This window comes from Micromonospora sp. NPDC000207 (genome assembly GCF_040300925.1).
GTDB lineage: Bacteria > Actinomycetota > Actinomycetes > Mycobacteriales > Micromonosporaceae > Micromonospora.
This window is the reverse complement of sequence record NZ_JBEPEQ010000141.1, coordinates 1-12,110: the sequence shown is the minus strand read 5'-3', so window position 1 is coordinate 12,110 and position 12,110 is coordinate 1. Positions and strand designations below refer to the sequence as shown.

Annotated in this window: 8 protein-coding genes and 1 pseudogene; 2 read left to right on the top strand and 7 right to left on the bottom strand. The window is 68.7% G+C overall.

The window, feature by feature from the left end; translation table 11 throughout:
- The 6 genes and pseudogenes from ABT336_RS24590 to ABT336_RS24560 all read right to left on the bottom strand — a co-directional run.
- On the bottom strand, positions 1-1,807 hold a 1,807-nt coding region (locus ABT336_RS24590), incomplete at its 3' end, for a hypothetical protein (RefSeq protein WP_350899502.1).
- A gap of 529 nt (positions 1,808-2,336) precedes the next feature.
- Complete coding sequence (locus tag ABT336_RS24585; protein WP_350899500.1) at positions 2,337-3,764, bottom strand: hypothetical protein; 1,428 nt, start codon at positions 3,762-3,764, stop codon at positions 2,337-2,339.
- Between the two features lie 76 nt (positions 3,765-3,840).
- Positions 3,841-6,072: a transglycosylase domain-containing protein gene (locus ABT336_RS24580; protein ID WP_350899499.1), complete on the bottom strand. Its 2,232-nt coding sequence runs from the start codon at positions 6,070-6,072 to the stop codon at positions 3,841-3,843.
- 83 nt (positions 6,073-6,155) lie between these two features.
- A complete protein-coding gene (locus ABT336_RS24575; RefSeq protein WP_350899497.1) occupies positions 6,156-6,926 on the bottom strand; it encodes a hypothetical protein in 771 nt (256 codons plus the stop codon).
- A gap of 283 nt (positions 6,927-7,209) precedes the next feature.
- Positions 7,210-8,295: pseudogene (locus ABT336_RS24570) on the bottom strand (SPFH domain-containing protein); the annotation flags it as partial.
- Between the two features lie 335 nt (positions 8,296-8,630).
- Positions 8,631-9,104 (bottom strand): NfeD family protein, encoded by a 474-nt coding sequence (locus tag ABT336_RS24560; RefSeq protein ID WP_350899495.1) that lies wholly within the window; start codon positions 9,102-9,104, stop codon positions 8,631-8,633.
- A 119-nt stretch (positions 9,105-9,223) separates the two neighbouring features.
- Between ABT336_RS24560 and ABT336_RS24555 the strand changes: the two genes are divergently transcribed.
- Positions 9,224-10,534 (top strand): serine hydrolase domain-containing protein, encoded by a 1,311-nt coding sequence (locus tag ABT336_RS24555; RefSeq protein ID WP_350899493.1) that lies wholly within the window; start codon positions 9,224-9,226, stop codon positions 10,532-10,534.
- A gap of 78 nt (positions 10,535-10,612) precedes the next feature.
- Here ABT336_RS24555 and ABT336_RS24550 read toward each other — a convergent pair whose 3' ends face one another.
- Complete coding sequence (locus ABT336_RS24550; RefSeq protein WP_350899492.1) at positions 10,613-11,446, bottom strand: DUF3097 domain-containing protein; 834 nt, start codon at positions 11,444-11,446, stop codon at positions 10,613-10,615.
- 172 nt (positions 11,447-11,618) lie between these two features.
- Between ABT336_RS24550 and ABT336_RS24545 the strand changes: the two genes are divergently transcribed.
- Positions 11,619-12,110: Rv1486c family protein (locus ABT336_RS24545; protein ID WP_502891257.1), on the top strand; the 492-nt coding region annotated here is incomplete at its 3' end.

Below are 12,110 nucleotides of genomic sequence, written 5' to 3'. Positions count from 1 at the left end.
AACCGGAAACCTTCACCGTCTCACCACTTTTGGGCAACTTACCCTCAGGGCAGGCGTCGAGAGCAGCAGCATAAACCGAATGCGGCCACATAATGTGCTTTCCCGTCGGTGGAAGCTTCACCCTCGTCGGATTAGCCGGATCCGGCTCCAAAACCAGACCACGCCGCCCCAACGCATCCACCAAAACCTGACCGACATTCGCCTCCACAACCCCCACGGATCGGAGATTTTTCAGAAAATCACCGATGGGGACGGGAATGGCGCAACCGGAAACCTTCACCGTCTCACCACTTTTGGGCAACTTACCCTCAGGGCAGGCGTCGAGAGCAGCAGCATAAACCGAATGCGGCCACATAATGCGCTTTCCCGTCGGTGGAAGCTTCACCCTCGTCGGATCAGCCGGATCCGGCTCCAAAACCAGACCACGCCGCCCCAACGCATCCACCAAAACCTGACCGACACTCGCCTCCACAACCCCCACGTATCGGAGACTTCTCAGAAAATCACCGATGGGGACGGGAATGGCGCAACCGGAAACCTTCACCGTCTCACCACTTTTGGGCAACTCATACGCAGGAAAGGCATTGAGAGCAGCAGCATAAACCGAGGGAGGCCACACGATGCGTTTCCCCGTCGGTGGAAGCTTCACCCTCGTCGGATCAGCCGGATCCGGCTCCAAAACCAGACCATGCCGCCCCAACGCATCCACCAAAACCTGACCGACATTCGCCTCCACAACCCCCACGTATCGGAGATTTTTCAGAAAATCACCGATGGGGACGGGAATGGCGCAACCGGAAACCTTCACCGTCTCACCACTTTTGGGCAACTTACCCTCAGGGCAGGCGTCGAGAGCAGCAGCATAGCGAGAATGTCTGGCATCCCCCGCCGCCGGTGGAAGCTTCACCCTCGTCGGATCAGCCGGATCCGGCACCAAAACCAGACCACGCCGCCCCAACGCATCCACCAAAACCTGACCGACATTCGCCTCCACAACCCCCACGTATCGGAGACTTTTCAGAAAATCACCAATGGGGACGGGAATGGCGTAACCGGAAACCTTCACCGTCTCACCACTTTTGGGCAACTTACCCTCAGGGCAGGCGTCGAGAGCAGCAGCATAAACCGACTGAGGCCGCATAGTACGCTTCCCCGTCAGCGGAAGCTTCACCCTCGTCGGATCAGCCGGATCCGGCACCAAAACCAGACCACGCCGCCCCAACGCAGCCTCCAGCACCGGCTCGACACGCGCCCCCACAATCCCCCTGTATCGAAGATTGTTCAGAAAAGAGCCGATGAGAATAGGATCGTCATGACCGGGAACCTTCACTGTCCGCCCCCTTTCGGGCAACTCGCCCTCAGGCAGAGCATCGAGAGCAGCAGCATAAACCGACTGAGGCCGCATAGTACGCTTCCCCGTCAGCGGAAGCTTCACCCTCGCCGAATCACCGGCATCCGGCTGCGAGGGCTGACCGGGCCGCCCCGAACTCAGGGAATTGCCGAGGGGCACAGGATCGAAGAATCCGGGATCCTCGACCGCCTTCCCATGTCCGGATAGTTGACCTTGAGAAAAATCGCCAAAGGCAGCGATGTAGGCCGCTCGGTCGCCTTGCGGCTGGTTCACCGACTCGCCCGACACCCCGAGCATCATCTCGCTCTGCTCGCCTGCAAACGGGTCCAGACCTTCCCCATACCCACCCACTGACGACAGCTCAGCGGACGTCAGCGGCGCCAGACTCGCTACGTACTCATCTTCGTCGAAATACAGTTCCGAAAATGGCTGGTCGGTGTTCCACGGATCGGTCACGTCGTCCTCCAGACAGGGGTGTCGCCCTGTCCGACGGCCACCGGACCCGTCCGGTTCAATCCGCCACGGATCAAGTCAGCCCCGACGGCCCTGAAGCCACCACATGATGTCGCCGCGCTGGGTCTGCGACTCGTCAGTCGACTCCGCCCCGGGGCGAGGGGGCGGACGCGGGGACGGGCGAGTCGGGATGCCAACCAGGTCCCAGCTCGGAACGGTGAACCCCACGCCCTCCTCGCCGTCGACTACAGCGGCGACGACCCGGACGACCCCGGCGAACCGCTGAATCTGACGCCTGAAATCAGGCCCAGGCAGCGCTCGGCGCGTGGCTCGCCGGAAACCGACGTAGCATCGAAACCTGCGCCACGCCAGCGGAGCCCGCACCGCTGCATCCACCGTCGCACCACTCCCCCCGCTCCCGTGCCGCCTCACCCTCAGTCACCTGCTGACGACGAACACGCAGTGCGCACCTCTGCAAGATCAGCTGTACCTAGCTCTGCACTCCAGGCCGTACCCCGACACCGAGGCACGATTACCTACCGAGTCCGGCCATCGCCTGCTCTGAATCCAGGACCCTGGCCCGCTTCGACTGCGGCCCCGGTGACCCAGACCGGTCACGGCCGGCGAAGCCCTCCTGCCCCGGGGCACGAGGACCCGCCATAGCAGCCACCACATGAGTAGCAGCACCATCGACGTCCCGGACGAGCCGCACCTTCCCGGCCCTCGTGGGATGCGGCTCCAGACGCTGACCATGCCGCCGCAACGCCTCCACCAACACCGGACCGACATTCGCCCCCACAATTCCCACCGATCGAAGATCACTAACGAATGTGCCGATGGGAACGGGGACGTCATGACCGGAAAGCTTCACCTTCTCACGCTTTTTGGGCAACTTGCCGGCAGGAAAGGTACCAAGAGCAGCAGCATAAACCGAGTGAGGCCACTCAGTGCGCGTCCCCGCCAGCGGAAGCTTCACCCTCGTCGGATCAGCCGGATCCGGCACCAAAACCAGACCACGCCGCCCCAACGCATCCACCAAAACCTGACCGACATTCGCCCCCACAATACCCCTGCTTCGAAGGTTGCTCAAAAAAATGCCGATGGGAACAGGAACGGCATAACCGGGAACCTCCACCGACTGACAAGATTTGGGTAACTCACCCGCAGGAAGAAGGTCGAGAGCAGCAGCATAAACTGACTGCGGCCACGTAATGTGCTTCCCCGACGCCGAAAGCTTCACCTTCGTCGGATCATCGGGATCCGGATTTAGAACCTGACCACGCCGCGCCAACGCATCCACCAACGCCGGATCGACACCCGCCCCCACAATACCCTTGCTTCGAAGAGTCCTGAAAAAAATGCCGATGGGAACAGGAACGGCATAACCGGGAACCTCCACCGACTGATGAACTTTGGGTAACTCACCCACAGGGAGAAGGTCGAGAGCAGCAGCATAAACTGACTGCGGCCACGTAATGTGCTTCCCCGTCCATGGAAGCTTCACTCTCGTCGAATCAGCGGGATCCGGCTCCAAAACCTGACCATGCCGCCCCAACGCATCCACCAAATCCTGACCGACATTCGCCCCCACAATACCCTTGCTTCGAAGAGTGCTCAAAAAAATGCCGATGGGAACAGGAACGGCATAACCGGGAACCTCCACCGACTGATGAAATTTGGGTAACTCACCCACAGGAAAGGCGTCGAGAGCAGCAGCATAAACCGAATGCGGCCACGCGATGGGCTTCCTCGCCTGTCTGGGTAGTTGACCTTCAGGAAGTGCGTCAAGGGCGGCGATGTAGGCCGCTCGGTCATTTTGCGGCTGGTTCACCGGCTCGCCCGACACCCTGTGCATCATCTCGTTCTGCTCGCCTGTAAACGGCGCCAGAATCGCTGCGTAATCATCCTCGTCGTAGTACAGTTCCGGAAATAGCTGGTCGGTGTTCCACGGATCAGTCACGTCGTCCTCCAGACAGGGGTGTCGCCCTGTCCGACGGCCACCGGACCGGTCCGGTTCAACCCGTCCCGCGATCTGGTCAGCCTCGGCGGCCCTGGAGCCAGCGCAGGATGTCGGCGCGCTGGGTCTGTGACTCGTCAGTCGACTCCGGCCCGGGATTCGGGCGAGGGGCCGGACGCGGGGACGGGCGAGTCGGGATGCCGACCAGGTCCCGGCTCGGAGCGGTGAACTGCGCGACCTCCTCGCCGTCGACTGCGGTGGCGATGACCCTGGCGACGCCGGAGATGACCCGGGCCTGGACGGCCGCACCGACCGAGTCGGTGGGGTCGTCCGGGTTGGCGGCGATGCCGGCCACCGCCACCTGCGGGGTGAACCCGACGAAGCTCTCCGTGGCGGCCCGCTCCGAGCTGCCGGTCTTACCGGCCGCCGGACGGCCGTCGAGGAGGCTGTTGACGGCGGTGGCCGTACCGCCGTTGCACTGGCCGAAGGCGGACTGCTGGCCCACCGGGCAGCGGGCGGCGTCGGTGGCGGCCCGCGCCACGTCGGCGTCCAGGACCCGCTCGCAGGTCGGGTCACCGACGGGCAGGCGGGTGCCGTCCGGGGTGGTGACCGACTCGACGGGGGTCGGCGCGCAGTGGACGCCCTCGGCGGCGACTGTGGCGTAGGCGTTGGCCAGGTCCAGCGGGGTGGTGGCGGCCACGCCGAGGGTGAAGGAGCCCCAGTCCGCCGCGTTGTTCTCGGCGAAGTCCGCGTCGGCGCCGGAGCGGAAGGTGATGCCCAGTCGCTGGGCCATCTCCACCACCTTGTCCTGCCCGACCTGCTCGGCGAGCCAGACGAAGTAGGTGTTGACCGACCGGCCGAAACCGTCCCACATCATCCGGTACCCGTCCATCCAGGCGGGGTTGGCGTTCGCCGGGCACCACCGGCCGTCGCAGGTGGCGTCGCCGGAGTCGGCCGGGTAGCGGGTGGGCAGCCGGGTGGGTGCGTCGAAGCCGGTGGAGAGGGTACGGCCGTTCTCGAGCGCGGCGAGCATGGTGAAGAGCTTGAACGTGGATCCGGCCTGGTATCCCTCGACGCCGCCCCCACCGGCCACCAGCTGGTTGACGGTGTTGGGGTGGTTGGCCTGCCCGTCGGGGTTGGCGTCGACGCTGTAGTGCCGGTTCACGGCCATGGCGAGGACCTTGCCGGTGCCCGGTTCGACGGCCGCGATCGGCAGGGCGCGCTCGTTGTCGTAGTCGTAGACGGAGGTGGCCTGCTGCTGGGCGGTGGCCTGGACGTCGGGGTCGAGGGTCGTAACGACGGTGTATCCGCCCCGGCGCAGCGCCTGGTCCCGCTCCTCGGCGGTGTCGCCGAAGGCCGGTTGGGTCAGCCACCACTGCCGCAGGTAGTCGCAGAAGAATCCCCACCCGGTGTCGTCGCCGTCCGGGGCGGCGGTGCACCCGTTGGGCTGCCCGGTCGGGTCGAGCTTCAACTCCTCGGCCTTGGCCTGCGCGGCCTCCTCGGCGGTGATCACGCCGGTGGCGGCCATCGAGTCGAGGACGTACGCCCGGCGGGCCAGCGCGGCCTCGGGGTCGCCGTCGATCGGGCTGTACGCCTCCGGCGACTGGACCAGCCCGGCGAGCAGGGCCGCCTCGGCGAGGGTCAGGTCGGCCGGGGGCTTGCCGAAGTAGCGCTCACTCGCGGCGGCGACGCCGTAGGCCCCGGAGCCGAAGTACGCGATGTTGAGGTAGCGGTTGAGGATCTCGTCCTTGCCGAGTTCCCGTTCCAGCGAGTTGGCGTACCGGATCTCCTGGATCTTGCGTCCGACGGTCTGCTCGGTGGCGGCCCGCCGCTCCTCGGCGGTGAGGTTGGGGTCGTTCTTGAGCACGTTGCGGACGTACTGCATGGTCAGGGTGGAGCCGCCCTGGGTGGTGCCGTCGGTGACGTTGGAGACCAGGGCGCGGGCCATCCCCCGCAGGTCGACCCCGCCGTGGTCGTAGAACCGGCGGTCCTCGGCGGCCACGATCGCCTGCCGCATCACCGGCGCGATCTCGGTCAGCGGCACGTCGGTGCGGTTGACGTCGTAGAAGGTGGTGATGAGGGTGGTGCCGTCGCTGGCGTAGAGGTACGACCGCTGCGGGGTGGCCGGGGTGGCGAGCATGTCGGGCAGGTCCTGGTACGCCCCGAGCGCCGACCGGGCGGCGAACCCGAACAGGAGGTTACCCGGGAGCGCGACGGCCGCGACGACGAGTCCGACGAGCACACCGGCGAGGAGGGCGGTGAGCAGGCGGGACAGCGGCGACCGGGAGGAGGGCGTCCGGGATGACGGCATGGTCCAGCATTGCCACGAAATCGGCTTACCGACCACCCTCGGACCCGATGTGTCGTCCACCTCACCCCACCTGCGCGAAGGCTTCACGCGGCGGGCGGGGTGGTGGGGACGCTGGCGGTGGCCGCGTCGCGGGCGATGGCGGCCGGGACCAATCGCCCGGACCGGTATCCGATGCCGATACCGGCGATCAGGACGAAGAGGGCCCCGAAGGTCTGCAACGGTCCGACGAGCGCACCGCCGAGGCCGAGCAGCGGGGCGGCGATCATCAGCAGGATCCCGTCGCCGTAGCTGAACGCGCCGGACCGGGCCACCGCCCAGCCGGTGAGAAACCAGCCGACGCTGTAGCAGGCGGCCCCGACCAGGACCAACGACCGGGCGGTGGTGCCGAAGACCGGGGTCTGCTCGGCGAGCCCGGCGAAGGGCAGCATCAGGACCGAACCGGCGAGGCCGACCAGGAGTCCGGCGGCGGCGGTCCGGCGACTGCGGGTGGCGACCAGCAGCCCGGCCAGGGCCAGCAGGGCGAGCAGCCCGAGCCAGACGGCGGCCACCCAGCCGATCAGGTACAGCGGTCGGCCGTCGGCCGGGTAGGGGTCGTTGCCCACTCCGCCGTCACTGGCCCAGGCGACCAGACCGTAGAGGATCGCGTACGCGGGCAGCAGCCACACGGCGGCGCGGGCGAACCTGCGCAGCGACCACGCCCAGGTGGCGTCGGTGGCCGGGAAGGTCGGGGTGGGTTCGACGAGGAACGGCAGGACCCCGAACCCACCTCCGGTACGCCGGGTGCCCAGTGGGCCGACCGGGTCGTGCGCGCCGCCCCGGGACGACGAGTGCAGCCTGTTCGCCGGATCCTTCATGCGTCACCTCACTCACCGTGCGGTACGCCGACGCACCGGCGCCCCGACGCCCGCTCACCAATCCGCCTTCTCAGACCGATCGTGGCAGGCACCGGGGCGCCAGATGAGTGTTTCTCGCATTTGCCCCGAGGCGGGACGGATGCGGTCAGCGGCGGGGGTGCCGCTGCTGCTGCTCGTACTGCTGGTGCTCGTGCTGCTGGTGCTCGTACTGCTCGTGCTGGTCGTAGTGCTGCTGGTGGGCCGGGTCGTGGACCAGACCACCCAGGTCATGGGTCAGACCCGGGTCGCCGACCAGGCTCTGCGCCGAGACCGGCTCGGGGGCCGGCAGCCCCTGCGGGGCGTTCTTGCCACCGGAGGCCTGCGCCTCGGCGACCCGTACCTCGTTGTGGATCTCCTGGGCCGCCGCAGCGGCGGCCTCGGCGGCCTCGGCGGCCTCCCGCTCGACCTCGCTCGCGGTCTGCGAGGCCTCCTTGGTCGGCGCGTCGCCGACCATCTGGCTGAGCCCGCCGAGCGCGCCACCCATGCCCTCCAGGGCCCGGGTCAGCTCGGTCGGCACGATCCAGACCTTGTTGGCGGTGCCGTTGGCGATCTGCGGCAGAGCCTGGAGGTACTGGTAGGCCAGCACCTTCTGGCTCGGGTTGGCCTTGTGGATCGCGTCGAAGACGGTCCGCACGGCCTTGGCCTGACCCTCGGCCTGCAGGATCCGGGCCTGCCGGTCACCGTCGGCCCGCAGCACGGCGGCCTGCTTCTCACCCTCGGCGGAGAGGATCTGCGACTGCTTGTGCCCCTCCGCGTTGAGGATCGCGGCCCGGCGGTCCCGCTCGGCGCGCATCTGCTTCTCCATCGAGTCGCGGATGCTCGGGGGCGGCTCGATCGCCTTGATCTCGACCCGGGTCACCTTGATGCCCCACCGACCGGTGGTCTCGTCGAGCACACCGGAGAGGTGCCTGTTGATCTCCTCCCGGCTGGTCAGCGCCCGCTCCAGGTCCAGCGAACCGATCACGTTCCGCAGGGTGGTGACGGTGAGCTGCTCGATGGCCTGGAGGAAGTTGGAGATCTCGTAGGTCGCCCGGACCGAGTCGACCACCTTGAAGTAGAGGACGGTGTCGATCGAGACGACCAGGTTGTCGGAGGTGATCACCGGCTGGGGCGGGAAGCTCACCACCTGCTCGCGCATGTCGACCTTGGTACGCACCGCGTCGACGAAGGGCACCAGGATGTTCAGCCCGGGGTTGAGGGTGCGCTTGTACCGGCCCAGCCGCTCCACCACGTCCTGCCGCTGCTGCGGGACGATCCGCACCGACTTCGCCAGCGTGATCACCCCGATCAGCGCGAACGCGATCAGTAGGACCGGGATAATGACTTCCATTCACTCACCTTTCCGTTGGGGCACTCCGGTGGGGGAGGCGAACTCCCCGCCCGTCCCGGTGTCACCCTGAATCGTCATCGTGGGTGGTGGTTCGACGGCTACAACGTCGGCGCGGGTCACTGTGATCCCCCATCGACCCGCCGTCTGTTCCAGGACCCGAACAGCTGCCGGGAGATCTCCCCCCGGCTGGTCAGGGCCGACTGGAGGTCCAGGGCACCGATCACGCTGCGCGGCGTCGTCACGGTGAGCCCGGTGGGACCCGCTGCACGGCGGAGAACAGGACGGCGGCACCGACCAGGCCCACCGCGACCACCGTCAGGAGGATCTCCATCGACTCACCCCTCCGCCTCCGGCAGCTGCCTTCCGGGCGTGATGTCGTCCCGCCACACCAGGGCGGTGGCACCCTGAACCTTGATCACCTGCACCCGTTCACCGGGCGCGAAGACCTGGGTGGCGTCGTAGGAGCGGGCGCTCCACAACTCGCCGTCGATCTTGATCATGCCACGGTCGACGTCGACCTGCTCGAGGACGAGCGCGTCTGACCCCTCCAACGCCTCGACACCGAAGGGCTGGTCACCGGTCTCCCGCGCACTGCGCCGGTGCCGCTGGATCGTCGGCCGGGCCAGGAGGGTGGTCAGCGCGGAGACCACCGCGAACACCACCGCCTGCACCGCCACCGGCGCACCCAGCGCCGCAGCCCCGGCCGCAGCGAACGCACCGACCGAAAACATGATCAAGAAGAGCGTGGCCGAGAAGATCTCGGCCACCGCCAACACGACTCCCAGCACGATCCACAGCACGGCGTCCACCCCTGAATCGTGACACGTCCGCGCTCCAACCGCCGAGTGTCATGATCAGACAACGCCGTCACCGGACCCGCTGGGCCGCTTCGGCGTACCGAACCGGTCACGCAACGAGGAGGATCGCCGTGTCGCTGCTGCCCGACACCGCCCGCCGGGTGGACACCCTGGTCACCACCGCACAGGCCACCGGCCGGGCGCCGTCGCTGCTGCTCGGCGTCGTCCGGGACGGTGCCCTGGCCCACCTGTGCGGCGCCGGAGAACACCCCCGCCCCGACGCCGACCTCCAGTACCGACTCGGGTCGATCACCAAGACCATGACCGCAGTGCTGATCATGGCGGAACGAGACGCCGGTCGACTGGACCTCGCCGACCGGCTGGAACAGCACCTGCCCGGCAGCCCGGTGGGCGAACTCACCCTCCGTCAGCTCCTCGGACACGCCAGCGGCCTGCACCGGGAACCGGACGGACCGTGGTGGGAACGCACCGCCGGCCACGACCTGGACACCCTTCTGGCCGGGCTCACCCCCGCCAAGATCGCCTATCCCCCGCACCACGCGTACCACTACTCCAACCTCGCGTACGGGCTGCTCGGGGCGGTGCTGGAACGGACCCGGGGCACCGGCTGGGCCACCCTGCTGCGGGAACGGATCCTGGACCCGCTGGCCATGACCCGCACCACCTACCACCCCGAGGAGCCGTACGCCCGGGGATACGTCGTGCACCCCTGGCACGACACGGTGCGGGAGGAACCCCGTACCGACACCGGGGCGATGGCCCCCGCCGGTCAGCTCTGGTCCACCGCCACGGACCTGGCCCGGTGGGCGTCCTTCCTGGCCGACCCGGTGCCCGGCGTCCTCGCCCCCGCCACCGTCACCGAGATGTGCAACCCGGTGGCCCTCAAGGACCTGGACTCCTGGACCGGGGGCCACGGCCTCGGCGTCGAGCTCTACCGGCAGGGCGACCGGGTGTACGCGGGGCACGGCGGCTCGATGCCCGGGTACGTCGCCCACCTGATGGTCCACCGGCCCACCCGGACCGGGGTGATCGCCTTCGCCAACTCGTACGGACTGCGGGGCACCACCCTCAGGGGCCTGTCCCGGACGGTGCTGACCGACGTGCTGGAGGCCGAACCCACCCCGGTCGCCCCCTGGGTACCGGCCACCGCCCCGCCCCGCCCCGAGTCGGCCGAGCTGACCGGCCGCTGGTGGTGGATGGGGATCGAGTACGAGGTCCGGGCCACCGGGGAGGAGCTGCTGGCCGGTCCGGTCGGGTCGGCGGAACTGCGGTTCACCCGGGAGGGGCCGGACCGCTGGCGGGGCCACTCCGGGGAGCAGCACGGGGAGATCCTGACGGTGCTCCGGGACCCCGACGGGCGGCCCCGCGCCCTGGACATCGGCACCTTCGTCTTCACCCGCACCCCGGAGGAGGCACCCTGACCGGGTGCGGGGCCGGACCGGGTGAAGGGCCGGACCGGGCCGGGTCGGGTGCGGGGCCGGGGCGGTCGCCGCCGGGGCTCAGCCCTCGTGGTCGGCGGGGTCGGCGGGTTCCGTGACGAAGTCGATCAGGCGCTCCATCGCGTTGATCAGAGGGGTCTCCACGTCGGCGAAGCTGTCCACCCGGGACAGGACGTGCCGCCACATGGTGGCCGGATCGGCGACACCGAGGGCCGCGCAGACTCCCTCCTTCCACGGCTGACCCGGCGGCACCACCGGCCACGCCGCGATACCCAGCGCCGACGGCTTCACCGCCTGCCACACGTCGACGTACGGGTGACCGGTAACCAGCACGTACGGCGAGTCGACCCGGGCCACGATCCGGCTCTCCTTGCTGCCCGGGACCAGGTGGTCCACGAGGACGCCGAGCCGCCGCGCCGGGCCGGGGACGAAGTCGCGCACCTCGGCGTCGAGGGCGTCGATCCCGTCCAGCGGCTCCACCACCACACCCTCGATCCGCAGGTCGTCGCCCCAGATCCGCTCGACCAGAGCGGCGTCGTGGATCCCCTCGACCCAGATCCGGCTGGCCTTGGCGACCTGCGCCCGTACCCCGTCCACGGCGATCGACCCGGAGGCGGTCCGCCGCCGGGCGGCCGGGATCGCGGGGGCCTTCGGTCGGCGCAGGGTCACCGGTCGGCCGTCGAGCAGGAAGGCCGCCGGGAGCAGCGGGAAGTTACGTCGTCGACCGTGCCGGTCCTCCAGGACCACGGCGCCGGAGTCGAACCCGACCACCGCCCCGCAGAAGCCGGAGTCGGCGTCCTCGACCACGAGATCCGGGTCGGCGTCGACCTCCGGGGTGGTCCGGCGTCGCCGCCAGTCGCCCGCCAACACGTCCTCGCCGTATCGCCGCCCCATGTCGATCACGGTAACCCGACGTCGGAGACCACCTGGCCACGACGCGCCGCCCACCCGACGGCGCAGCCCGTAGAAACCCTACGACGTCGGACATTCGACGCAGGTGCCGTGGACCGGTACCTGCTCACCGCAGTCGAGACACAGACGGCGCTCACCACGTACCCTTTGCTGCATGTCCACCCCAGCAACGGGCGCAGACACCCTTGCCCCGCGCCGGTCCAGCCGGTTCGTGGCCTGGGTCCGCGCGTGGCGGGCCGGCCTGGTGCCCTACGACGACGTCGCCGACGCGATCGCCGGCGACGAGGAGCACCTCGTCGCCGACGCCCCCGGCACCTGGACCGACGTCCCGCTCTCCCAGGCGCTGCCCACCCTGGCGAGGCTCTCCCCGGACGAGATCCGGCTGGTGCTGCCCGCGCCCGGCGACCCACGCGGACTGCCCGGCCCCGGCGACTTCACCGGCACCGCGCTGCTCGCCGGGGAGGCCGTCGTCGCCGGGGAACTGGGGCTGATCCCGCAGGTACGCACACACACCTCCGGCTCGGGCATGACCTTCGAGACCGTCCTGTGGCGGGTGTGGCCGCTGCCCGTGCACACCCCCGCCGCCGCCCTCTCCGCCCCCTGCGCGGCCGAGGCCGAAGCGGAACTGGCCGCCGCGCTGGCCGAG

What these genes read in the sequence shown, in the direction of transcription:
- ABT336_RS24575 (WP_350899497.1), bottom strand. Translation starts at nt 6,926, where the DNA reads ATGAAGGATCCGGCGAACAGGCTGCACTCGTCGTCCCGGGGCGGCGCG.
- ABT336_RS24550 (WP_350899492.1), bottom strand. Translation starts at nt 11,446, where the DNA reads ATGGGGCGGCGATACGGCGAGGACGTGTTGGCGGGCGACTGGCGGCGA.
- ABT336_RS24580 (WP_350899499.1), bottom strand. Translation starts at nt 6,072, where the DNA reads ATGCCGTCATCCCGGACGCCCTCCTCCCGGTCGCCGCTGTCCCGCCTG.